This is a genomic window from Thermostichus sp. OS-CIW-30 (assembly GCF_054060215.1).
Genome location: NZ_JBSSCZ010000008.1, coordinates 89163 through 112857, shown reverse-complemented (window position 1 = coordinate 112857; position 23695 = coordinate 89163). Strand labels below are relative to the sequence as shown.

The 23695-nt window shown below is 58.8% G+C and carries 19 protein-coding genes, 1 pseudogene and 1 CRISPR repeat array; of the genes and pseudogenes, 13 read left to right on the top strand and 7 right to left on the bottom strand.

What is annotated here, in order from left to right; genetic code table 11:
- Nucleotides 1–376 precede the first annotated feature (376 nt).
- Nucleotides 377–862, top strand: coding sequence for a 2Fe-2S iron-sulfur cluster-binding protein (locus ACVWZF_RS05120; RefSeq protein ID WP_011432453.1), 486 nt, complete (start codon nt 377–379; stop codon nt 860–862).
- Nucleotides 863–957: 95 nt separating this feature from the next.
- Nucleotides 958–2343, top strand: a complete 1386-nt coding sequence (locus tag ACVWZF_RS05115) for an FGGY-family carbohydrate kinase (RefSeq protein WP_414332211.1) — start codon at nt 958–960, stop codon at nt 2341–2343.
- 457 nt (nt 2344–2800) lie between these two features.
- Here ACVWZF_RS05115 and ACVWZF_RS05110 read toward each other — a convergent pair whose 3' ends face one another.
- Together ACVWZF_RS05110 and ACVWZF_RS05105 are read right to left on the bottom strand one after the other, a co-directional pair.
- Entirely contained in the window at nt 2801–3022 is a 222-nt protein-coding gene (locus tag ACVWZF_RS05110; protein ID WP_457411023.1) for a hypothetical protein, read from the bottom strand.
- The gene (locus tag ACVWZF_RS05105) at nt 3022–4875 is read right to left on the bottom strand and encodes a S8 family serine peptidase (RefSeq protein WP_457411021.1); all 1854 of its coding nucleotides are present in this window, start codon (nt 4873–4875) and stop codon (nt 3022–3024) included. Before ACVWZF_RS05105 ends, ACVWZF_RS05110 begins: the two co-directional genes overlap by 1 nt.
- A 198-nt stretch (nt 4876–5073) precedes the next feature.
- Between ACVWZF_RS05105 and ACVWZF_RS05100 the strand changes: the two genes are divergently transcribed.
- Nucleotides 5074–5790 carry a MotA/TolQ/ExbB proton channel family protein gene (locus tag ACVWZF_RS05100; RefSeq protein WP_049749560.1) on the top strand — a complete coding sequence of 239 codons (717 nt, stop codon included), beginning with the start codon at nt 5074–5076 and terminating at the stop codon, nt 5788–5790.
- Between the two features lie 3 nt (nt 5791–5793).
- The gene (locus tag ACVWZF_RS05095; protein WP_011432458.1) at nt 5794–6219 is read left to right on the top strand and encodes an ExbD/TolR family protein; all 426 of its coding nucleotides are present in this window, start codon (nt 5794–5796) and stop codon (nt 6217–6219) included.
- Nucleotides 6220–6489: 270 nt separating this feature from the next.
- On the opposite strand, the gene argF is transcribed toward ACVWZF_RS05095, so the two are convergent.
- Complete coding sequence (argF, locus tag ACVWZF_RS05090; RefSeq protein ID WP_011432459.1) at nt 6490–7434, bottom strand: ornithine carbamoyltransferase; 945 nt, start codon at nt 7432–7434, stop codon at nt 6490–6492.
- Nucleotides 7435–7611: 177 nt separating this feature from the next.
- Nucleotides 7612–8907, bottom strand: a complete 1296-nt coding sequence (gene ctpC / locus ACVWZF_RS05085) for a carboxyl-terminal processing protease CtpC (RefSeq protein ID WP_011432460.1) — start codon at nt 8905–8907, stop codon at nt 7612–7614.
- A 331-nt stretch (nt 8908–9238) separates the two neighbouring features.
- On the opposite strand from ctpC, the gene ACVWZF_RS05080 reads away from it, so the two are divergent.
- From ACVWZF_RS05080 to ACVWZF_RS05070, 3 genes are all read left to right on the top strand, one after another.
- On the top strand, nt 9239–10606 hold the full coding sequence (locus ACVWZF_RS05080; protein WP_414409028.1) for a glutamate-5-semialdehyde dehydrogenase: 1368 nt from the start codon (nt 9239–9241) through the stop codon (nt 10604–10606).
- 253 nt (nt 10607–10859) lie between these two features.
- A complete protein-coding gene (locus ACVWZF_RS05075; RefSeq protein WP_011432462.1) occupies nt 10860–11387 on the top strand; it encodes an RNA recognition motif domain-containing protein in 528 nt (175 codons plus the stop codon).
- Between the two features lie 91 nt (nt 11388–11478).
- Nucleotides 11479–12273 carry a DsbA family protein gene (locus ACVWZF_RS05070; RefSeq protein WP_457411019.1) on the top strand — a complete coding sequence of 265 codons (795 nt, stop codon included), beginning with the start codon at nt 11479–11481 and terminating at the stop codon, nt 12271–12273.
- A 313-nt stretch (nt 12274–12586) separates the two neighbouring features.
- Here the strand turns inward: ACVWZF_RS05070 and ACVWZF_RS05065 are convergent, their stop codons facing one another.
- The gene (locus ACVWZF_RS05065) at nt 12587–14005 is read right to left on the bottom strand and encodes an SPOR domain-containing protein (protein WP_457411018.1); all 1419 of its coding nucleotides are present in this window, start codon (nt 14003–14005) and stop codon (nt 12587–12589) included.
- Between the two features lie 388 nt (nt 14006–14393).
- The gene (locus ACVWZF_RS05060) at nt 14394–14822 is read right to left on the bottom strand and encodes a hypothetical protein (protein WP_457411016.1); all 429 of its coding nucleotides are present in this window, start codon (nt 14820–14822) and stop codon (nt 14394–14396) included.
- 112 nt (nt 14823–14934) lie between these two features.
- Here ACVWZF_RS05060 and recJ point away from each other — a divergent pair, with 112 nt between their 5' ends.
- From recJ to tmk, 5 genes are all read left to right on the top strand, one after another.
- Nucleotides 14935–17607: a single-stranded-DNA-specific exonuclease RecJ gene (gene recJ / locus ACVWZF_RS05055; RefSeq protein ID WP_457411014.1), complete on the top strand. Its 2673-nt coding sequence runs from the start codon at nt 14935–14937 to the stop codon at nt 17605–17607.
- The gene (locus ACVWZF_RS05050) at nt 17597–18262 is read left to right on the top strand and encodes a metallophosphoesterase family protein (protein WP_457411013.1); all 666 of its coding nucleotides are present in this window, start codon (nt 17597–17599) and stop codon (nt 18260–18262) included. Before recJ ends, ACVWZF_RS05050 begins: the two co-directional genes overlap by 11 nt.
- 58 nt (nt 18263–18320) lie before the next feature.
- Entirely contained in the window at nt 18321–18932 is a 612-nt protein-coding gene (gene rdgB / locus ACVWZF_RS05045) for an RdgB/HAM1 family non-canonical purine NTP pyrophosphatase (RefSeq protein ID WP_457411011.1), read from the top strand.
- Between the two features lie 111 nt (nt 18933–19043).
- Nucleotides 19044–20288, top strand: a complete 1245-nt coding sequence (locus ACVWZF_RS05040; RefSeq protein WP_457411009.1) for a hypothetical protein — start codon at nt 19044–19046, stop codon at nt 20286–20288.
- A 22-nt stretch (nt 20289–20310) separates the two neighbouring features.
- Nucleotides 20311–20979: a dTMP kinase gene (tmk, locus tag ACVWZF_RS05035; protein WP_414417210.1), complete on the top strand. Its 669-nt coding sequence runs from the start codon at nt 20311–20313 to the stop codon at nt 20977–20979.
- A 43-nt stretch (nt 20980–21022) separates the two neighbouring features.
- Here tmk and ACVWZF_RS05030 read toward each other — a convergent pair.
- Nucleotides 21023–21206 (bottom strand): annotated as a pseudogene (locus ACVWZF_RS05030) (hypothetical protein); the annotation flags it as partial.
- A gap of 249 nt (nt 21207–21455) precedes the next feature.
- Between ACVWZF_RS05030 and ACVWZF_RS05025 the strand changes: the two are divergent.
- The gene (locus ACVWZF_RS05025) at nt 21456–22457 is read left to right on the top strand and encodes a CHAD domain-containing protein (RefSeq protein WP_457411007.1); all 1002 of its coding nucleotides are present in this window, start codon (nt 21456–21458) and stop codon (nt 22455–22457) included.
- 72 nt (nt 22458–22529) lie between these two features.
- A CRISPR array of direct repeats spans nt 22530–23607; the repeat unit is 36 nt; unit sequence ATTTCCAATTTCTAGGGATCCCCCCGAAGGGGGAAC.
- Nucleotides 23608–23695 lie beyond the last annotated feature (88 nt).

Below are 23695 nucleotides of genomic sequence, written 5' to 3'. Positions count from 1 at the left end.
GTTGGGCAGCAATTCGTACTTGAAGGCTTGAAGTCGTTGCACCGCTCAATCGTATTCTTGGCCTATGCGTGATGACAACGATATTCACATGGCCGACACTGCGTTTTTAAAGGGCGTCGGCTACGGTCGGCGCTATCCTTCCCCGCCCTGAAGGACGGGGCTTGCCGCGCCTTTTGGTCAAGTTTCTGAAGCCTACACCAGCAAGACCTATAGTTGGAGTGCCGAGAAGGCTCAGAGGGCATTCGTATGCACCGAGACCTGAATGGCGCATGGGGGATTTTCCTGCATGCTTAGGTAGAACTGCCCTGTTCCGGCAATCTGCATTGGTGAAAGATGCTAGCTTTTTTAGCATCCAGTAGCCCAAAAAGTGCGGACTATGGTCAAGCGTGTGCGGTTGGATCCCATTGCCCAAGTGTCTGAAATCGCCACCAACAGCAATTTGCTCTCGGTGCTGCTGCAAGAAGAGCTGAATGTGTTGAAAGAGTGCGGTGGGCGCGGCCTCTGCGCCACCTGTCATGTGTACGTTAAGGAGGGGATGGAGTCTTTATCCCCGATGAGCAAGCGGGAGCAGCGCACCCTGGAGGTGATCACCACCTGCAAGCCTAACTCTCGCTTGGCCTGCCAAGCGCGGGTGCTGGGGGAAGGGGTGGTGGTGGAATTGCCTGCCGGGATGTACATCCATGCTTTTCAGGATATCGAGGCGTTGATCGGTCGGCGAGCGGAGCAGCCACTTTTGCACCCTGTAACCGGCGCGGTTTTGGTGCAGGAGGGCAAGCTGATCACCCGCTCGGTGCTGGAATCGGTGAGAGGGCTGGATCTGGATATCCAAGAAGCACTGGCTCGGAGCAGCCAGGAGTTTTGAGATTTTGATCCCATCTTTTGAGCCAGTTTGGGCCCCTTTTTGAGGCCACTTGGCCACCCCGTATATAAACAAAGCATTCTCAGGTGAGTATTCCTATGCCCCCTGTGTTTCTTGGGATCGATCTGGGCACTTCTGGGATGCGGGTGGTGGCCCTCTCAGAGCAGGGGGAGGTGGTGGCCAAAAGCGAGCGCCAGTGGGATCCCCCAGAGACCAATCCGGGCCGCTGGTTGCGAACCCTGAAAGCCCTTTTGGGACAACTGACCGCGCAACTGGGGGAGCAGTATTCCATTGCAGCTCTGAGTGCTTGCAGCACTTCCGGCACCATTCTGCCGGTGGATGGTCGAGGCATGCCGTTGGAACAGGCGTGGCTGTATTCTGACCCACGGGGCCAGGCTCAGGCCAAGCAATTGGGGATCCCTGCCAGTTGGGGTCTCAGCCGTTGGCTGTGGTGGGCGGAAGCCTATCCTGATCAGTATCGAGACAGCTACTTGGCGCATCCGGCGGACTTTTTGCTGAGCCAACTGGGGGGGCGCAGGCAGGTGACCGATCACACCCATGCCCTCAAGAGCGGTTTCGACCTGGAGGCCTACACCTGGCCTCAGGAGTGGTTGGCGCGGCAGGGCCTAAACCCCAAGCATTTCCCCGAGGTGGTACCGCCGGGAACGGTTTTAGGAACGGTGCGAGCAGACTGGGGGTTGGGGCCGGAAGTGCTGATCGCGGCAGGGATCACCGATGGCTGTGCCGGGCAACTGGCGGCAGGGGCTATTCGCTTGGGGCAGGTTTCCACCAGCTTGGGCACAACCCTTATTTTTAAGGCCAACAGTCCGGATCCCATACAAACCCCAAGCATCTATTCCCATTTGCACCCGGACAGTGCTCCGCACCGCTGTCGCGAACGAATGGTTTGGTGGCCGGGGGCCGCCTCTTTTTGTGGAGGCGGAGTTTTGCCTCATTACTTCCCCGACGGCAACCTGCAAATGCTGGATCAGCAAGCTCAGGCTTATCTGCCCACCGGGCTGGTCAGCTATCCCCTTTGTCAGCCGGGAGAGCGTTTTCCCATTGTCGATCCCCAGTTTGCCGGGTTCTTGCCGGAGGCAGAAGAGGGATCCCCCCGTTTTTACGCTGCTTTGTTGGAGGGGGTAGCGATGGTGGAGCGGCTGGGGCTGGAAACGTTGGCCGCTCAAGGGATCCCAGTGCCAGAGCAGAGCCCGATTTTCACCACCGGTGGAGGCAGCAAAAGCCCTCTCTGGTTGCGCCTACGCGCCAGCATCCTTGCTCGTCCCTTGGCTGTGGTGAAACACCCGGAGCCGGCTGTGGGGGCAGCCATCTTGGCCGCTTCTGCCTATTGGTGCTGCTCTGTCCAACAGGCTGCCGATCGATTGGTACAGGTAGAACGCTATGTTCAACCGGATCCAGAGTGGGTGAAGTCTTACGCAGAGATCTACTCGGTCTTTCACAGCCGCCTGAGCAACCTGCTTTGACATGTTCCCTGCTCTACTGGCTTGCTTCCCCGTAGCGGTAGGGTGAGGATTCTTGTTACTGGTTCCACAACAGCCCTTGCCGCAAAGGATCCCGTCCCGCTTTCGCCAGTAGGTTTCCCCTCTAAAACAGCGATGATGGTTTCCCAGTTGTTCAGGCTACAGACTTATGACTATGTAAGTATTAAGCGGTCACGGGATACAGCTGCCTACCTACGTTTTTTGAGCTTCGTGAATGCTCAGCCGTGGAAACGAGATTCTTTTTAAACGGAAATGAAATATTTTCGTTGCATTGCTTCCTAACTTTCCTTCTCTCCTAACTAAAGAGAAGCTAGGGGTGAGGGTCGGCAGCGAGGTGTCTCAATCTTGTTTGAAGCGACTGTAAAAGCATTCTGACATCGAAAAGCAGGGATCCCCGCTTGGGGATCCCCGATTGGTATGGCCGGAGCCGCAAGCCAAGCTAGGGCTGCCGCTGGAAGCTCTTGACTTCTAAAACCGGCCCTACCTGAGCCACCGTCACCATGTCTTCTCTGATCTGTCCCTGGATGGTGACCTCTAGCCCCTCTTGCAAGAGCTCTTTGGAGGCACGGAAAAGGGCGTAGTGCTCGCCGGAAGGCAGGGTTAGCACCCACACCCCCCCTTCAATATCCAGGAACTGGATGGTACCGCTGTACTCTTGCATCACCGCCTCAGCGCCAGCCCGGTTGCCGTGGACTGAGATTCCGTAGCCGCTTGCGCTCCCAAGTAGGCCAGGCCCAGGCAGAGCAAGCCATTGAAGAGCAAGAAGGAGCGACCCAACCAAGCAGAGGATCCAAGCCATAGCACCCCCTCATAGAACAGGGATCCGGACAAGAGCAGATGCGAGGCCATGCCGATGCACAGGCCGATCACCGCCCAGCGCCAGCGCCGATGGCCCAGGAGCAGCAACATCAACAGGCCCGGGATCAACACGCTGGCAAATAGGGGGTTCAAGGCATTGGTCTGGGCAAAGGCGGTGCCCAACTCCGGCAGGGAGCTGCCCGCCAGTTGGAAGGGCCAACGGGGGCCACCGACAATCGCCAGCCCCTGCAAGGGGAAAAGACCGGCGCTGCCCAACAGGATCCCGGCTAGCAAAGGCACCGTCTGCAGCAACCGCTTGGGAGCCAGCCACCAGCGGATCAGCACCAGGATGATGTATCCGCCCACCACCATCAGCAGCTTCGGCACCAGAGCAATCGGGCCACCATCGAACCAGAAGCGTGGGTTGAGGTAGCCATTGTTGTTCAGGTACTGCAGGAAGTCCTTCAACCAGAGCACCAAGGGGTTTTCCTCCTGTTGCCCTGTGGCCCTGGCCAGCGCCTTGGCTGCATCCAAACGACCAGCCCCGTAGAAGTTCTGTTTGTCGCCGGGCACTGGGGTAGCCGACATTTTCAGCACTTCTTCCACCTTGTCCGGGTCTTTGATGCCCTGAGCCTGGATCAGGGCTGCCACACCGGCTACGTGGGGAGTGGCCATGCTGGTGCCTTGGAAGTAGGCAAAGACCGGCTCGTTGGGGTTACGACGATTGATGGTTTGCTGCAGAATGCCGTACTCGGGGTGATCAGGCGTTTTGGCTCCGCCGGGAGCAGAGATGTCCACCCCCACCCCATAGTTGGAGTAGGGGGCTTTCTCCCCGTTGGGCCCCGTGGCCGAGACAGCGATCACATGCGGGTAGCGGGCCGGGTAGCTCACCTGGTTGGAGTTTTCGTTGCCAGCGGCTGCGATCACCGTCACCCCCTTACTGTGGGCATAGGCCACTGCCTCTTCCATCAGTTGGGCAGAAGCGCGGCTACCCAGGCTGAGGTTGATGATCGTAGCCCCGTGGTCGGCAGCATAGCGGATCCCTTCCACCACATCCGACAGGGATCCAAAGCCATTGGCATCCAACACCCGCACCGGCATGATCTTGGCCTTGAAGGCAATGCCGGCTACACCCAAGACATTGTTGGTGGATTGGGCGATGGTTCCCGCCACATGGGTGCCGTGGCCGTTGAGGTCTTCCGGATCCTCATCGTCATCCACAAAGTCGTAGCCCTTCACAAATTGGGTTTGGGCTAGATCCGGCACTCGTGTTACTCCCGTGTCCACCACGGCTACCGTCACCCCTTCCCCTTGGGAGATGTCCCAGGCTTCCGGCATGCGGATGGCCCTGAGGTTCCATTGCTGGGGATAGAGGCGGTCGTTGGGCACGAAAGCCGCCTGGAATTGATAGTTGGGGTGAGCATACTCGATCAAGGCTTCGTCGGTGAGCCGCTTAACCAGCCGCCGCGTGGATCCCAGGTGGTTGGCATCCACGTCAAACAGGTAGATCGCTTCTTGGCGGGCAAAAGCGCTGTCGCTGCTGGGGCGGAGCGTCAAGTGATACTCTTTAGCGATAGCAGCAATCTGACTGGGGGTGGCCGTGTTTACAAAATTGACCACGATGCTGTCGTAGGGGGCGGATCCCTTGCCGCAAGCCGTCAACAGCAAGGCCATCAAGCCGGCGCAGCAAAGACCCAACCAGCGTCTGAATTTCATAATTCACGCCCTCGGGATCCAAAATTGTTGCAACCAGTATGCCCTCTGGATTGACAATTGACGAGATGAGATCCGGCATGGGGGCAAAATTGCCAAAAGGTGCAACCTTCGCCGCGCAAGAAGGGATCCCAGCCCTGCCGAGAAAGTGCTATGACAAGATGAGCGTAAATTGCCGCTTGAAGGGGGGAATCAGGATCGATGGATAGAGTCTTGCAGCTCATGATCCAGGGTTGGTATTACTCCATCCCCCTGTTGACGTTCTCGGTCTTCTCAGTGGCCTGTTGCATTGAGCGGGTGCTGTTTTGGTGGAAGATCACCCATCGGCAGGAGGAGGTGGTGCAGCAAGCCCTGAGCCAGTACCGGCGCAACCCGCGCGCTGCCCAGTATTTGCTGGAGCAAAATGCCGATTTGCCGATTGCCCGCATCTTTTTGGCCGGGCTGGAGCTGAACGAGGCCAGCCCGGAAGATTTTAAGCTGGCTCTGGAAACGGCCCTGGCGGCAGAAGTGCCTCTGCTGAAGCGCTTCAACACTGTCTTCGACACCGTAATCACCGTTGCCCCCTTCTTGGGCTTGTTGGGCACCGTCACCGGCATCATCCAGATCCTCAGCTCCATTCAACTGGGGGATATCGGCGGCACCGATACCCAGGGGGTAGGTCGGGGGATCGCCGAAGCCTTGTACTCGACGGCCTTTGGACTGATTGTGGCTATTCCCACCCTGTTGATTTCCAACGTCTTCCGCTCTTTGTACCTGCGGCAACTCTCTAAGATCCAAGAGTACGGCGGCATGCTGGAGCTGCTGCATCGGCAGCGGCAAGAGATGCAGGCCCAACAGCTTTCCCAGTATTCCTACACCCAATCTAGCCCCAGTGGCAGCTCCACCCTTCCCCCCTACTCCTCGCTTGAGCCCTCCTAACCTATGCGCATCCCCGAAGAGAACTTCCGAGCTGGCGAGATCAACATCGTGCCCCTGATCGATGTCATCTTCTCGATCCTGGTGTTTTTCGTGATTGCCAGCCTGGTGCTCACCCGCTCCGAGGCTCTGGATGTCAACCTGCCGGATGCCACTACAGCTGAAGTTCGTCTGCAGCCGGATGTAACGGTGAGCCTGACGGCGGAAGGACAGATTGCTGTCAATCAGGAGAAGATTGCCGATATCTCTGCTCTGATCCCAGCAGTGGAACGCATCCTGGCCGAGAAGCCGGCTGAAGGGCGCCGCTTGGTGGTGATCAACGCCGATTTGGCCCTCTCCCACGGCAAGGTGGTGGAGGTGATGGATACTCTGCAGCGGGTGCCCAATGTCAGCCTGGCAATTGCCGCCCGCCGCCCCAGCAGTAATCGGTAGCCAGCTTAGGATTTGGGCCAGTTTTGTCAAATATAGTCATTTCAGGTTAGGGTGAGACGCCTAGGCTACTGGTCGCGCCAGCGGGACGGAGTCCTTGAAAAACCTTCTGGCCCTCTGCATTATCGCTCCGCAACGCTATTGCTCTGCAACGCCGACGCGACCAACGTTTGGGGTGTGGGTGCAGTGTCCTGGTTTAAATCGAAATGACCATAGACCCAGTTTTCCGGTAAGCTCATTTGCTAACCCGCTCTCTAGCCTGGGGGTGAGGGGTCATCCTGCGCCCAGCACCTGAATCAGGAGTGCCTTTTGCACATGTAGGCGATTTTCCGCCTGATCCCACACGCGGGACTGGGATCCCTCCAGTACTTCAGTGGTGATTTCCTCTTCCCGGTGGGCCGGCAGGCAGTGCAGCACAATGGCTTGCGGATCCGCCCGTTGCAGCAGCTCGGCATTGACCTGGTAGGGCAGAAAGGTGGCCTTGCGGGCCTCGGCCTCAGCTTCTTGACCCATGCTGGCCCACACGTCGGTATAGACCACCTGGGATCCAGAGACGGCTTCCTGGGGATCCTGCAGCACCAACACCTGGGATCCCTGGGCCAGAGTGCGGGCTTGCTCCACCACTGCCGCATCCGGCTCGTAACCGGGGGGGGTGGCGACGCGGATGTGGATCCCGCTCATGGCACAACCCAACAGCAGGGAGTGGGCAACGTTGTTGCCATCGCCGCAATAGGCCAGGGTCAGTCCCGCCAATTGGCCAAAGTTCTCCTGAATGGTGAGCAGATCGGCCAACACCTGACAGGGGTGAAACTGATCGGTGAGGGCGTTGATCACCGGAACATCGGCATACTCGGCAAAGGTTTCCAGCTCCTTCTGGTCGTAGGTGCGAATGGCGATCACATCCAGGTAGCGGGAGAGGACGCGGGCCGTATCCTGCAGGGGTTCGCCGCGGCTCACCTGCATCACTGTCGGCACCAGATCCAGGGTGCTGCCCCCGCATTGGGCCATGGCTGCCGTAAAACTGGCGCGGGTGCGGGTAGAAGCTTTCTGAAACAACAGCCCCAACACCCGACCCCGCAGCTCCACCCGATAGGGATCCCGCTTTAACTCAGCCGCCTGGGCTAGTAGGGCCGACAGCTCTGCCGGGGTTAGGTCGCTGAGCTTGAGCAGATCCCGTCCGGCCAAGTTTATGGATCCCGCGATCTTCGACCCCGCCATTGTGCTACGCGCCACCTACAGAAACAATAAAAGCATCCCCAGCCCGGCGCTGGTCAACACTCCTCGAATAACTCGAATGAGAAGAGTCTTAATAGTCTTAAATAGCTTGGGCCTCGGCTTAACCCCAGTCTCAGGAGTGCCAGATCTGAGACCCATCAAAACCGCCCCCAACACCGGCTAACGTGAAGAGGAACGAATGACCTCCTGGGCCTGTTGCCGACGGGCAGAGATCTGAGCCTGCAGAGCCTGGATGGCAGCAGCATACTGTGGGTCGGCTGGGGTGGCCACCAATTCTCGGTTCTGGCTGAGCCGCTTCAGATCTTCCTCGGACAATTCCACCAAAATGTCGGGGGTAATGCCCTTGTGGTCGATGTCGTTACCGTTGGGAGTGCGATAACGGGCAATGGTTACCGCCAGCCCAGATCCATCGGACAGGGGATGCACCGACTGCACCAGGCCCTTGCCGAAAGTTTGCGTGCCGACAATCACGGCGCGACGGTTATCCTGCAGAGCCCCCGACAGAATCTCGCTGGCGCTGGCCGAGCCACCATCCACCAAAACGGCCAAAGGTTTATCGGTGAGGGCCGTGTTGTTGGCCGTCAGGCGATCCTGCTCCCCTTGGCGGTTCACCGTCGAGACAATGCTGCCCCGGTTAATCCACATGCGGGCAATCTCGGCGCTGGAGTAGAGCAGGCCCCCTGGGTTGGCGCGCAAATCCAGAACGTAGGCGGCTACCCCTTGTTTTTCCAGCTCGCGAATGGCTTGGCGCATCTTCTCGGCGGCGTTGCCGGAAAACTGGGTAATCCGGATATAGCCAATGGGCAGGCCGTTTTCCTCGTGAACCTCGTAGCGCACGGTGGCCAGCTCAATTCTTTCCCGCACCAAATCGAACACCTTTAGCCCTTCCCCCTCGCGGCGAATGGTCAGCCGCACCCGCGTACCCGGCTCGCCCCGAATGAGGTTGACTGCAGCGTTGGTGTCCATGCCTTCGGTGGACTTGTCGTCGATGCGCACGATCACGTCTTTGGATTTGATCCCAGCCCGGTCGGCAGGAGACCCTTCAATGGGGGAGATCACCACCAGCTCGTTTGTCTCCTGATCCATGCCCAGCGTGATCCCCACCCCGGTCAGCTCGCCGGATGTATCGATTTGCATGCTGGCAAACTGATCCGGATCCAGAAATCGGGTGTAGGGATCGTTGAGTTTCTTCAGGGCTTCCCGGATGGCCGCGTAGGCATCTTCTCGGGTGGCATACTCTCGGCTGAGCAGATCCCGCCGCACCGCTTCCCAATCCAGGGAATTAAAAGACGGATCCACATATTCCCGGTTAACAATTTGCCAAACCTCGTCCACCACCTCTTTGGGATCCCGGCGAAACCCTGCCCAGCCCGGCATGGATAGCTGCACGCCGACCAGCGATACCGCTGTCATCACTGCAGCCGTTGCACTGACCACAAACCCACGCTTTCTCATTGGCTCTCCTGGAAGGCGCTAAAAGTCAAGGTTGACGAGGTGGATCTCCAGAGGTGGATCTCTAATTGTCAGGGAACTGGGTTTCGAGCAAGGGTCTTCCCCTATGCGAACTTCAGCTTAGAAGCATCGAGAGCAAGGAAAGGCTCCCCTGCTGCAGCAAGTGGGATCCGGATTTTGGTAGGCTACAGATAACCCCAACCGACTGTGCCCAACCTAGCATAGGGATCCCTTCCGGGGGTGCTTCTAGGATCACAGTTCAACACAACTTTGTTACAACCTATCATCGCAACCCTTTTCTTCCAAATGGGCACTTTGCCCCCTTTCTGACTCTATGTCCCTTGCCACCGATTGCCCCAGCTCGCTTGCCTCTGCTTCAGACCGCCCGCTGCTGTCCCAAGTGCAGTTGGCCCGCGCTGCTGCCCAACACACGGCCACCTTGCCCACGGCTATTAAGAATGCCGCTCTAGAGGCCATGGCCACTGCCTTGGTGGAGCACCAAGAGCCTATCTTGGCCGCCAACCGGGCGGATTTGGAGCGGGCGGCGGAGATGGTGAAAGCCGGGGAGTTGTCGGCATCTGCCTATGCTCGCCTGAAGCTGGATGCCCACAAACTGGCAGATATGGTGGCCGGAGTGCGGCAGGTGATCCGGCTGGGGGATCCGGTGGGCCGAGCTTTGCTGATCCGGGAACTGGACGAGGGGCTAATTTTGGAACGGCGCACCTACCCTTTGGGGGTCCTGGGGGTGATCTTCGAGTCGCGGCCCGATGCTTTGGTGCAAATAGCCGCCCTGGCGGTGAAAACCGGCAATAGCGTCTTGCTTAAAGGGGGATCCGAAGCTTTGCTCTCCTGTCAAGCCTTGATGGCAGCCATCCAGGCGGGCCTGCAACAGATCCCGGAGTTCCCCCAGGGATCCCTGCAGTTGCTCACCAGCCGCGCCGAGGTCAAGGCCCTACTGCAACTGGAGGGGCTGGTAGACCTGATCATCCCCCGCGGCTCCAGCAGCTTTGTCCGCTACATCCTGGAGAATACCCGCATCCCGGTATTGGGCCATGCCGATGGCCTGTGTCACCTGTACGTGGATCGGGCAGCGGATGTGGACATGGCGATCAAGCTGACGGTGGACAGCAAAACCCAGTACCCCGCCGCCTGCAATGCCATCGAGACCCTGTTGGTCCACAAGGCCATAGCCCCCCACTTTTTACCTCTAGCGGTCAAGGCCCTGCGGGAGAGGGGGGTGGAATTGCGGGGGGATCCCCTCTGCCGCGAGCTGGTGCCCGATCTGATCCCGGCCACCGAGGACGACTGGAGCACCGAGTATGCCGATTTGATCCTCTCTATTAAAGTGGTGGGCTCCCTTGACGAGGCCATTGCCCACATCCAGCAGTACGGATCCCGCCATACCGAAGCGATTGTAACCGAGGATGCCGCTGCTGCCCGGCGATTTTTGGATGAAGTGGATGCAGCGGGGGTCTTTCACAACGCTTCCACCCGCTTTGCCGACGGGTTTCGCTACGGCTTTGGGGCAGAAGTGGGCATCAGCACCCAAAAACTGCCGCCGCGCGGCCCGGTGGGCTTAGAAGGCTTGGTGACCTACCGCTACCAACTGCGAGGGCAAGGACATCTTGTAGCCGACTACACAGGCCCCCAGGCGCGACCTTTTCAACATCGGGATCGCCTGAACAACACCGGCTTAGCTTAGCTGCAAAAGCCGGCTGTACAAACCGGCTGTACAAAGCAGTCGTTCACAAAAACCGTTCTCCTCGTCTTCGCGGCTCCAGGTTGAGGTAAATTAAAAAATAGCTTCGTGATTGCCAAGGGTTGCGCTTTGCGGCGCGCTATGGTGTGACAATGGACTACCGGGTTCCGGGTTTGATGTTATGGGCTTGAGCGCCCTAGATGTAGCGCTTTGCATTTTGGCCTTTTGTTATTTCGATTAGGAGCTTCGCTGGATCATGCCTGTGCGTCTGTATGTTGGAAATCTGCCGGAAGAGGTGGATCGTCAGGCACTGGAGAAGCTCTTTCGCTCTGCCGGTGAGGTCATTTCCACCAAGGTGATCCGGGATCGGAAGACAGGCAAATGCCGCGGCTTCGGCTTTGTAACGGTGAACACCGAAGAGCAGGCGCAGCAGTACATCGAAAAGTTCAACGGCCACAGCTTTGGGGATGTCAACTTGCGCATTGAGCTCGCCCAGCCGCGCGACCGAGGGGAAGAAGGCGAATCCAAAACAGCGACCTCTGAGCCTTCATCCAAAGAGTCCAGAGGTTCCAAAGATTCCAGAGCGTCCAGAGATTCTGAGGCCAAGGGCTCTAAAGAGTCGGCAGAAAACCCTGCCCCCAGCAAAAAGCAACGCCAGCGCGGCAATAAGGGTGGGCGCTCCACCGTCGTCGCCGAAAGTGAGGCAGCCTCTGAGCCGGATCCCCGCTGGGCCAGCCAGTTGCAGCGGATCAAGGAGCAGCTTCTGCAGGTCACCAATTCCTAACCCCCCCGAACGAGTGATAGACACTGTTGGGATCTGACGGTAGGCTGGGTGAGTTGCGACGGCTCTAGGCATGGCTGAGAGGGGGGTTGGAATGAATAGGCTGGTGAGGATTTTTCGTGCTTGGGCTCGAGCTGGGCTTTTGTTCGGGCTGGTGGTTCTGCTGGGAGTGGGAAGTGGAGCTCCGGTTTTCCTACCAGCGGCGGCGGCTGCCCCGGCAGATTTGGAAGAGCAGGTGCTGCAGATCATTCGAAAGAACCCCCAGGTGATTCTGGAGGCCGTACAGGAATACCAGCAGCGACAGTACCAGGAGCAGCAGCAACAACAGCAGCGGCTGGAGGAAGAATTTGGCCGTCAACTGCGGGAGAACCCACGCGCCGTCATCGGAGATTCCCCTCAACTGGGATCCGACGCTCTGCGGTTAGTGTTGGTGGAGTTCTCCGATTTTCAATGCCCCTTCTGCGCCCGCGCCCACAGCACCCTCAAGCAGTTCATGGCCGACCACGGGGATGAGGTGACCTTGGTGTACAAGCACCTGCCCCTGACCAGCATCCACCCAGAAGCGATGTCGGCTGCCCGGGCTGCTTGGGCCGCCCAACGTCAAGGTAAGTTCTGGGAGTTTCACGACGAGCTGTTTGCCAACCAATCCCAGCTTGGGGATGGGTTTTATGTGGCCACTGCTGAGAAGCTGGGCCTGAATATAGAAAAATTCAATCGGGATCGGCGCAGTCGGGCGGCAGAACGCGCCATTCAGCGAGATATTGACTTGGCCTCTCAACTGGGCATTGGTGGCACTCCCCATTTCATCTTGAACGGCATTTCTTTCTCGGGTGCGCAGCCGCTGGAGGTGTTTGAGCAGACGCTGCAGCAGGCTAAGCAAGCCCTCTAGGAAAAATGCTCCGCACTGCTATTGAAACAGGCGGTGTATTGCAAACAGGTGGTGCAACGGCTGGCCTATCCTTCTTACCAGCCTCGCCCAGTTGCCCAAACGCTCCGTCCTTGAGGAGGGCTTTACGGTAGGCTCAGGGCAGTGGCAGGGTAGTCAACCGCTCTATTCGCCCAAGCGGGCTGTAGGCTTTGACAAGCCAGTAGGGTGGGGAGTATGTCAAAAGCAGAAACTCACCCAGGTCGCCATTTGGGCCGAATGGGGATCCCCAACGGCAGGGAAGGAGGAGAGCGTTTATGGCGGAAGTGGCTCTTGGCTACTCTACGGGCAGGATGCGGGCATCGAACCCTGCTTCGGCCAGAGAGCGCCGCGCCTGTTCGGCGTTGGCCCGTTGCCGGTAGGTGCCCACCTGAATCACTGAGCCCCGCAGGAAGGCATCAGGGGCAAACTGTTGCAGCTTGGGTAGGGCCTCTTCCCCAGCCGGCACCACCACCCAAAATCCGCTGCCACCTTCTTCCCCAGGAGGAACAGCCTGGGCAGGCGAGGAGGAGACGGGATCCGCTTGCAAAAGAGGCTGAGAGCGGCGCAGATCGGCGGGGAAGATCCCCGCTTCATAGCCTTGGCCGGCCAAGTAACGCACCTGCTCGGCGGCAGCAGCAGGGTCGGCAAACCCACCTGTGCGCACCACCCGCAGGTCATCGTAGATCAAGGGCAGGGATCCCTCTAGGAGTTGTTTTAGCGCAGGCCATTTCTCCCCGGTGGGATCGGCCACCAACACCCAATAGCGCTCTCCTTTTGCGGGATTGGAGATGGGATCCTGGCCAGCATTTTCTCCTACCAGCGACACTGCCACTGCCGGTAACCCCTGAGCGGTTAGCCAGCGGGCTTGATCCTGGGCCAACGACAGGCGGGAGAAGGTTCCCGTTTGCAAAGCAACCTGGCCGCGGTACTGCACCACAGTGGCTCCTGGAAAGAAGCGGCGCACCCGTTCTTCCAAACGGGGATCACCGGTGGGGTTGGGCACGTGGGTGGCAAAGGGACGCTGGGGATCCAAGGGCGGAGCGGTTGGCGTCGGCGGCACAGAGGCTTTTGAGCTGGCAGCAGGGCGGCTGGGTGCTGCTTGGGCAGGAAAAGCAGGGGGCAGAGGGGGATCCGTCTCTTGGCGGCTCACCACCCGCACCGATAACCCCAGCCGTTCCAAGTCGGCCTGACGGCGTTGAGCATGGCTACGGTTGATGAACGTCCCCGCCAGAATGAAAACCTGCCCATCCCCTTGCACAAAATAGGCATCCGGCACCTGGGTGCGCACCTGAGCCAACTCCGCCGCCCCATCCGCCAGTACATGCACTTGGTAACGGGTCAGGGCCAAAGCAGCCGGCAGGACGTTCCCATTAACGGCGTGGAGCACAAGGGCAAAGGCCGCCAGGGATCCGGCAAAGAGGGCCGGTTGCGCTGGCAACAGGGGTACGGAGCATTTCAGCCAGCCGTAGTCCTGACGGGTGTTGCACATGGGATCCATCTCCTCTGGCGGGATTGGCGGCAACTCAAACCTCTGCATCTGGGATGGAGTCTTTGCCTGGGCCTGCGGGGATCCCCCACAGTGCCAGAGCTCGCAGTTCACCCCCTTGCGGGAAGGACAACTCAAAGCTAGCGTAAGCCGAAGTTTGGGCAAGGCTGTGCCAGGGATGGGCTTGCAGATGCCGCCCACCACCGATAGAATGCTCCGCACTGCCACCGCAAAGATGCAGCCCAGTTGGGTTCACGGGAGAAACACAGATCTAGTGCATCTCCAGTATAGATAGGCTGGCAAGACTGATACATTTACGCTGAACACTGCTGAACATCACTGTTCAACTATGCAGCGATAGCATTCTGTTTGTTTCCAAACAGAATGGCGGTATCCCGCAAAGCTTTGAGTAGAATACCCAAAGCGCAGTTTCCGTGTCGTCTTACTACCAATTTTCTGCTTTGCTTTGGCTACCATGTTGGCAGACTCGAAAGTAAACAGAAAGATCAACTGGTAGTAATCCGTACTGAACATATTATACATTATTTTCAGTATAGTTGAGCTTATTATTGACTAGAGTCATGCTCTATCGCTATGGCTTGTCGGGGAGTTTGTTTCAGAGGCGACGGCGGCGGGATGGAGTCCTCGCCACAAGGGTGCGGGATCCCCCCAGGGCAAAGCGGATGATCTCCGTCTTGTACTGCTGCGAGCCCTCTGTGTAGCGGGCAAGCTGAATGGCAGATCCCTGGCCGGAAGGAAGCAAGAACCGTTCGCGACAGTGGTGGGCAGCACTCTCTGGAGTTTCCGCTTCGAGGGCAATGAAAAACCGCAGACGCAGCAGCACTTCCAACTTGGACAAGTGCTCGGTTTGCTCTGGCACCAAGCGGCCTAACGAGATTTGTAGGCGCGGCTTGCGTCGCCGAGATCCGGGGCGGCCCCAAAGCTGCTGGGCCAGTGTCCACAGAGAGGTCTGCTCAGAGGACTTGACCAACAGCTTTAAGCCTGTCAGCGGGTTAAGACCATAGGTAAGCAGCAGAGAATACATCGGCGGCAGGAAAGATTCAGAGGAGCGTTTTGAGCTAACGTCAAAAGGATACCCTATAGGCCAACTGTAGCACTGCCTACCCTCTATCCCCATCCAAGCCCCACCCTTCCCTATGGCCGGGATCCCTGCTCAACGCTGGCTGTTTCATCCGGTGGACAAGTTGGCTGCCCAAAGCTTGGCCGAGGCAGTGGGGATCTCGCCTGTGTTGGCCCAGATCTTGCTCAATCGCGGCCTCTCCAGCCCTGCTGCCGTGCAGCAGTATTTGCAGCCGGATCCCGCCCACCTGCCTCCACCCAGTCAGGATTTTGCCGATTTGCCCCTGGCGGTGGACTTGCTGGACGGGGCGATTCGCCGACAAGAGCCCATCGCCATTTGCGGCGACTACGATGCCGACGGCATGACCAGCACGGCCCTGCTGCTGCGGGCTTTGCAGGACGCTCCAGTGCATTACCGCATCCCCAGCCGCATGACGGAGGGCTATGGCCTCAACAGCCGCATGGTACAAGAGCTGCACCGCGAGGGAGTGCGCCTCATTCTCACCGTGGACAACGGCATCTCCGCCCACGAGCCCATCCAACTGGCCAAAGCTCTGGGCTTGACGGTAATCGTGACGGATCACCACGATTTGCCGCCCCAGTTGCCCCCTGCCGATGCCATCCTCAATCCCAAGCAGCTCCCCGTTTCTTCTCCCTATCGGGGGATGGCCGGGGTGGGAGTTGCCTACCTCCTGGCCCAGGCGCTGGCCGAGCGCCGTGGTGATGGCCATCTGCAGCGGGTGGCCCTGGAACTGTTTACTGTGGGCACCATTGCCGATCTGGCGCCGCTGACGGGGGTTAACCGCCTTTGGGTGCGGCAGGGGCTGCACCTCTTGCCCACCTCCCAGGTGGCAGGGATCCGCGCCCTTCTGCAGGTGATGGGCATGCAGGGATCCCTGGAGGGGTTGCGGCCTGAGTGGATTGGGTTTGGCCTGGGGCCCCGCATCAATGCCGTTGGGCGAATTGGCCGGGCGAGAATGGGGATCCAGTTGCTGACCACCGACGATCCCCTGCAAGCAGAGAAACTGGCCCGCCGCTGCGAGCGGCTCAACCAGGTGCGGCAGCAGATGTGCGGGCGCATCGAGGCAGAAGCCCTAGAGCAAATTGCCCAGCAAGGCCGGGATTTGCAGCAGGAACGGGTATTGACGATTTTGGGATCCCCTCAGCGGAGATGGCACAAAGGGGTGATCGGCATTGTGGCCTCGCGGTTGGCAGAGCGTTTTGGCTGTCCGGTGTTCATCGGCAGCCAGTCGCGGCAAGGGGAGATCAGTGGCTCGGCGCGGCAGGGGATCCCCGAGTTTGACGTGTTTCAGGCGTTGGAGTTTTGCAAGGATCTGTTCACCAAGCACGGCGGCCACCCGGCTGCCGGGGGATTTAGCCTGAGAGCAGAAGACTGGCCTTTTTTTGAAGAACGATTGCGGCAGTTTGCCCAACAGCAGTTGCAGCCGGAGCAGATCCAGCCGCTGGTGCAAATCGATGCCGAAGTGTCGCTGTCAGATCTCACCCTTGACCTCTATCGAGAGCTGCAGCATCTGCAGCCCTGTGGCATCGGCAATCCTGAGCCGGTCTTCTGCAGCCGCAACCTGCAGGTTCTGCAACAGCAGCGATTTGGCCCAGTTCCCGGCCACCTGAAGCTGCTGCTCCGGGATCCTGCTCTCCCTACGCAACGCTCCCATGGGTTACGTGCTACTCGGACGGAGTCCTCTTGTCCGGGCAGGAGCGACTCAGCTGTCAAAACCTCCAGTTACGACACTGATGGGTTATCGCTGGGCAACGCTTTGGGCAACACTTTGGCGAACGGGTCAGCAGTGGGGAGCACAAACCCGAGGCCACAGCGCCCCTTCTGGGCCATCCGTTGGCGGGGAGCGGAAACCCATCCGCTGCCGGAGCGAGTTGATGTAGCCTACACGCTCAAGGCCAAAACATGGCAGGGAGAAACCCAACTGGAGCTGGAAATTCTCGGGATCCAACCTGCCCAAGAGGCTGCCACTGCCGGCAACCCCCCTCTCGAGAAAACAGCGCCCCGCACCCCTGATGGGAGCAAGTCTCCCATCTCCCCCGCCTCTCTGGATGCCACTCCTCCCATGCCCAACTCCAAGCCCTCGACTGGCTCCCAGAGGGGGACAGAGCCCTCACCTCTGTTGATCTGGCGCCCCACCCCCCAGCCCACCCAGCCTTTGCGTTGGCAAGCTGTAGACCGATTTTCTGTCCTCTGGCCTCAGGCGCAGGGAACCATCCTGTTCTACGGCTTCCGCCGCCCCTCGCTGGTCTTGTCTTCAAGGCCTACGGCCCGCTATCGCGAACGGCGGTACCTGACTCTCCACTACGACCGTCCCCAAGCCGGCCACCGCTATGATCAACTCTGGTTGTGGAGCTGGCCCCCTTCTCTGGATCACCTCAAGTGGCTGCTCTGTTGCACCCCCAGCAGCGAGCTGTTGATTGCCGTCCATCAGCAAGCGGTGCCCCTGCCCTCCGCTGCCAGCTTGCAACGCCAGCTCCGCCAATACCTGCAAACCCACAGCCAGGTGGATCTGCTGCGCTTGGCCCAGCAGTGGTGGCTGTCTCCGGCAGTGTTGGTGGCAGGATTACGCTCCCTGGGGTACGCCTGCCCAGATTTTGGCCCCACGGGATCCCTCGGCGAAGAACTGGAAGCCCAGCAAGCTTGGTACAGCAGCCCCTGGCAGCAAGTTGCCGCCCTGCTTCAGGGATCCCACCTGGATTCTTCTGCTGCAGAGGCCCATGGGGATTAAACTGCTGCTCGGCTCTGACTACCACGGCAGCGCTCGGCTGATCCGGCAGGCCCTTGCCCATCTGCCGGAGGTGGATGCTTACATCAACTGCGGGGATTTCTGTTCCAAGGCCGGCAAACCTTCCCGCAAGGCCACCCAGGGCTTTCATCCGGCAGCCCAAGCAGAGGTGGTTCATCTGCAATCCTTTTTGGCGGCAGTGGAGAGCCTGGGCAAACCCTGGCTCTTTTTACCTGGCAACCACGATCCAGCAGCTTCGGTTTTGAATTCGCTGGTTGGCTGTTGGGGGCGGGCCATCACCCAGTCCTGCTGCTTTGAGTGGCTGGGGTTACAGGTTTTGGCTGTGCCCTGGACTCCCCCCTGTGGCTGGAGCTGGTCTCTGACCTCTGCCCATTTGCAGGAGCTGCTCACCCTCTACAGTCAGCCCCCCCGACCCATTGACCTGCTGCTGACCCACGCTCCGCCGCGGGGCCTTTTGGATGAAGGCGGGAAGTGGTATCACCGTCGCACACCCACCTTGCGCCCCCTTTTGGAACAGGTGCAGCCCCGCTACTACATCTGCGGACACATGCATTGGGATGGGGGCAAGGTAGAGCGATGGGGATCCACCCTGGTGATTAACACAGCCCTGCACAACATGGTTCTCGAGATCCATTAGGCAGGAAGCCCTTGGACAGCCTTCCGCCTCCTCAGATTTCCACTCGTAGGAACCTTCCATGACCCGTCCTTTGATCTTGGCCAGCAGTAGCCCCGGCAAATGGCGCGAGTTCAATGCCTTTTTCCAGGCCCATGCCCCTGCTTGGGAGCTGCGCCGCATGCCCTCAGAAATTGAGGTGGAAGAAACCGGCACCACCTTTGCCGAAAATGCCTTTCTCAAAGCCAGAGCCGTGGCCAAGTCTCTGGGGGAGTGGGCCATTGCCGACGATTCCGGCCTAGCGGTAGAAGCCCTTGGCGGCGTCCCTGGGATCCACTCGGCTCGCTATGCCCCCAACGATGCTGCCCGCATCGAGCGGTTGCTTAGGGAAATGGAAGGGATCCCAAATCGCCGGGCCACCTTTCACTGCGCCATCGCCCTGGTGGATCCCCAAGGTGTAGTGCATGCCCTGGTGGAAGGGGTATGCTCGGGAGAGATCTTGACCCAGCCGCGGGGAGAGGGGGGGTTTGGCTATGACCCCCTGTTTTGGGTGCCCGAAGTGGGGCTAACCTTTGCCGAGATGAGCCCAGCTCAAAAAGAGGCCATCGGCCACCGAGGCCGAGCCTTGCGCGCCTTGAAAGCGCAGTTGCCTCTCCTGGAGAAGCGTATGGGCTGGCTTGGATCCCAGGAATAGCATCCGATGTCCTGGCTGGGGAGCTGCTAGGATACAGTAGTTGCTTCCCTTCGGGGGAGTGAAATTGAAAGCCGTCTTGCCTTGGCAGCTGAGGGGAGCGCTCGAAGAACTATGGGTTTTTCTGAGTTTGAGGATCAAGATCCCATTGCAGCAGCGGAACGGACTGCTGCCCCCGATCCCAGCCGCCATTCCCCGGATTCTGCCGGTGAGGAAGCCGCGGTCTCCTTGGTTGCAAACTCTGGTGAAGGAAGGGAGCGGCAAAGTCGTCGTTCCCCACCCCCTTTGCCGGAAGAGGGCTCAACCTTTGTGGGCGCAGAGGATTGGCTGGACGTTCGCGGTAGCGGGACGGAGTCCTTGGAGAATGGGCGGGATAGCTACAGGGAGTCCGCGCAAGGGGCCGCTTCTCGCCCTTCCAACCGCTCCCCCCAGACTGGCCGAGACGAGGGGTCTCGTGTTGACAGCGAAAAGGGGGGGCAGAAAGCCGCTGCAGGAGGAGCCGGTGAGCGTCCTGGGCAAGCCCTGGTTTCCCGCCGTTCTGTCTCCAGCAACCGCGGCTACGACGGATCCGCCCGTTCCTCTGCCTTTCGCGGTAGCGGGACGGAGTCCTTTGCTGGCCGCTCGCGTAAGCGGGACGGAGTCCTTGGGGAATCCGGCTACCGCAGCGACTACAGCCGTTCCGCGGCTTACGGCTACACCTCCAGCTATGTTGGCGGTGGGGGATATGGCGGTGGTGGGCGAGGCGGCAGCTCCAGCGGGGGGGTCTCCTCCTCCGATCTGACGATCCTGCTGGTGGTGGCCCTGCTGGCCTTCTTCGGGGGATTCGCTATCCGCAACATCTTCGCCGAGTCGGGCGGCTTTGACGATGAGCGCCCCATCCGCGCTGCCAATGTGCCCGCAGCCTTTCGCGATTTTTGCTTTGCCTATAACGGCACTGCCTCCTTTACTGTGGTGCAACTGACCAGCGTTTCTGCTCTGACCATGGCTTCGGTGCCCGTTTACAAGATGGATACTTGCACCATCCCCGTCAGCCAAACGGCCAATGCCCTCCAAGCTTTGGGCATCCGCGGCCGGGCCAACACCTTGGGCCCCCAGCTGGGGGGATCCAACCTCACCCTGATCCAGCTCCCCTTGGCCAGCAGCTTGGCGCGCGCCGTGTACAGCCAGTTTCCTGGCTTGGCCGCTCAGGGCAACGAGGCGCAGGTTTTGTCCCAACTGGAAGCCACCATCAACAACGCCCTGCGCTCCAACATCGAAGGGTTAGCCCTGCAAAGCCTGGAGCCCACCAACATCCCCGACGTCTACGTGATGGTGCCGGGGCACTCCTTTAATTTGCAGCCCCAACTCAACCTGCGCTAACCCTCCTGCAGAGGATGACGGTGTGTTCATCACCCTAGAAGGCGGGGAAGGGGTGGGCAAAACCACCCAACAGGCCCTCTTGGTTGAGCGGCTGCGCCAAGAAGGCTACGCTTGCCTGTGTACCCGCGAGCCGGGGGGCACGGCGCTGGGCAAAACGCTGCGGGAGCTGTTGCTGCACGGGGATCCCTTTAGCCCTCTGGCGGAGTTGCTCCTGTACGCGGCGGATCGGGCTGAACACGTGAGCAAAGTCATCGCGCCGGCTCTGGCGGCAGGGCAGGTGGTGGTTTGCGACCGCTTTACCGATTCCACCCTGGCCTACCAGGGCTACGGTCGGGGGCTGGACTTGGAGAAGATCCGCCAGCTCAACCACTTAGCCACCGGCGGGTTGCAGCCGCACCTCACCCTGTGGCTGGATCTCCCCCCAGAGGTGGGGCTGGCGCGGAAGGCCTCCGGCCCGCTGGCGCGTTCGCGACAGCGTCGCGTAGCGATAACAGGGTCTTGCGACAAGCTCGAACAAGAACACCTGGAGTTCCACCGCCGCGTCTACCAAGGGTTCCAGGCTCTGGCTGCCGCAGAACCACAGCGGATTGTCCGCATTTCGGCCCAGGGATCCCCGGCAGAGGTGGCTGCCCGCCTCTGGTCAGTGGTCGAACCCCGCCTACCACTTGCGACAGCAGGCCGGGAGCCCTAGACTGATACATTTACGCTGAACATTGCTGAACATCACTGTTCAACTATGCAGCGATAGCATTCTGTTTGTTTCCAAACAGAATGGCGGTATCCCGCAAAGCTTTGAGTAGAATACCCAAAGCGCAGTTTCCGTGTCGTCTTACTACCAATTTTCTGCTTTGCTTTGGCTACCATGTTGGCAGACTCGAAAGTAAACAGAAAGATCAACTGGTAGTAATCCGTACTGAACATATTATACATTATTTTCAGTATAGTTGAGCTTATTATTGACTAGAGTCATGCTCTGTTCCGCTGACGGGAATGGCGCGACAGGCCAAAGCTCGCGACAGTTTCCCTGGCCACAGCCTGCTCGGTTTACCAAGGTTAAGATTAGGTTAAAAGGGAAGAGGCGGGGGTAACCTCAAGCTAAGCTGGATGACCTATGTGAAAAGAGTCTGCTGCCCTCTTGGTTCTCGTTTTGGGTAGAGGAGACTGGCTGTGGACGCTGTTGCTGCTGAGCTGAAAACCGATCGCGTCAGCGGGACGGAGTCCTTTCGCGTCAGCGGGAAGGAGTCCTTGCACTTGACCTTGCCCTCATCTGCGCCCTTGCCAACCGTGGCCGCCTGGGCCCACCAGCTGTTGAGCCAGCAATGGCAGCGGCTGCAGAAACACGTAAAGCGAGTTCTGGCTCAGCATCCAGAGGCGGCAGAATCTCTCCACCAAATCCGGGTGACCTTGCGCCGTATTGGCACTTGGGTGCAGGTGTTTCAGGGATCCGTCCGGCTGCCCAAGCCTCTCAAGCCCAAACGCCTGCAAAAGCTGGCCAGTGCTTTGGGCAAGCAGCGGGATCTGGACGTGCTGCTGGAAATCCTGCAGGAACCTTGCTGGGAAGGGATCCCGGCAGCCCAGCAGGCAGAACTGGAGAAGCTAAAACAAGATCTGCAGCAACGTCGAACCCAAGCCGAGAAACGCTCCCGCCGCATTCTTGAAGATGCTGACTTCCTGGCGTTTCAAGCTGCCTGCGAGCAGTGGCTGGCTCACCCCCGCTATAAGCCCCAGGCGGAGCTGCCTTTGCCGGAAAGCTTGCCCCACTTGCTGACTCCCCTGCTGGCCCAGTGGCTGCTGCAGCCAGGCTGGCGGATCCCTGCTTTCCCCGCAACGGAAGCCCAGGCTGAGCAACTGCACGAGCTGCGCAAGGCCACCAAACGGCTGCGCTATCAGGTGGAGTTTTTTGCGCCCTTTTACGGGGAAACCATGCAAGATTGGATAGCAACCCTGAAGTGCTTGCAGGATCAACTGGGCCGCTTTAACGATTTGCAGGTTTTGCAAGGCGAGCTGCCTGCAGACTCAGACCTACAAACCCTTCTCCAGGAACAACAAAAACTAGCCCTCCAGGAGTGGCCTGAGCACCAACAGCGCTGCCTGGCCTCTGCCGAGCAGCACCGGCTTTACTCTAATCTTTTCTCTGTTTCCAATTTCTTTCCAACTGGGGATCCCTAGGTTTCCAATTCTATAGATCCCCCCGAAGGAAAAACCCCGCCTTATTGGCGGGGGATTTTTTGTGGCTATAGGGTTTCCAATTTCTAGGGATCCCCCCGAAGGGGGAACGGTCTACCTGAGGACCAGGGATAAACCCCGATTCACATTTCCAATTTCTAGGGATCCCCCCGAAGGGGGAACGGCATTTTAGGGCCTGCTCAGCGAATGTTTCAGCAGCATTTCCAATTTCTAGGGATCCCCCCGAAGGGGGAACGAGGAAAAAGATTGTTTAGTTCTTTTATACAGGAGGATTTCCAATTTCTAGGGATCCCCCCGAAGGGGGAACTATCCCGAAAGGGAGGACACTATGCGTATCAAATGGTATTTCCAATTTCTAGGGATCCCCCCGAAGGGGGAACTTGAGTATACTGGGTATTCCGAACAATATTATATGGTATTTCCAATTTCTAGGGATCCCCCCGAAGGGGGAACACCCGCTGGATGTTCTCCAGATGGGCGGTGATTTCGAATTTCCAATTTCTAGGGATCCCCCCGAAGGGGGAACATATCCATATAGACTCCTCCCTTTCGGGTAGAGAAACAATTTCCAATTTCTAGGGATCCCCCCGAAGGGGGAACGCTGCTGAAGCCTTTTGGTACAATCGCTGACTTGTTAGACCTTATTTCCAATTTCTAGGGATCCCCCCGAAGGGGGAACAAGAAACAGCCAAAACTACAGCGAGTACTTTACATTATTTCCAATTTCTAGGGATCCCCCCGAAGGGGGAACTCCTATAGGCAGTGAATACAAGGCTGCCTATTCAAAAATAATTTCCAATTTCTAGGGATCCCCCCGAAGGGGGAACTGCTGAGTTGGGGGGTTAGTTAGTCACCTCTTTTTTGATATTTCCAATTTCTAGGGATCCCCCCGAAGGGGGAACTATTTTTGAATAGGCAGGTTCAGTGTTCCCTGCCGATAGGAATTTCCAATTTCTAGGGATCCCCCCGAAGGGGGAACCCAGATTACCCACTTGGATAACGGACACTTTGTCCAAATGCTAGATTTCCAATTTCTAGGGATCCCCCCGAAGGGGGAACATTGAATTATGGTATCACCCTCCTTCTCCTCCAGTACATTTCCAATTTCTAGGGATCCCCCCGAAGGGGGAACTCCACCCCTATTAAACCCAAGCAGGGCAAGGAATGCAAGACCCATTTGCGAGGGATCCGGAAAAAAGTCGGCAAAAAGGGTGCTGGCG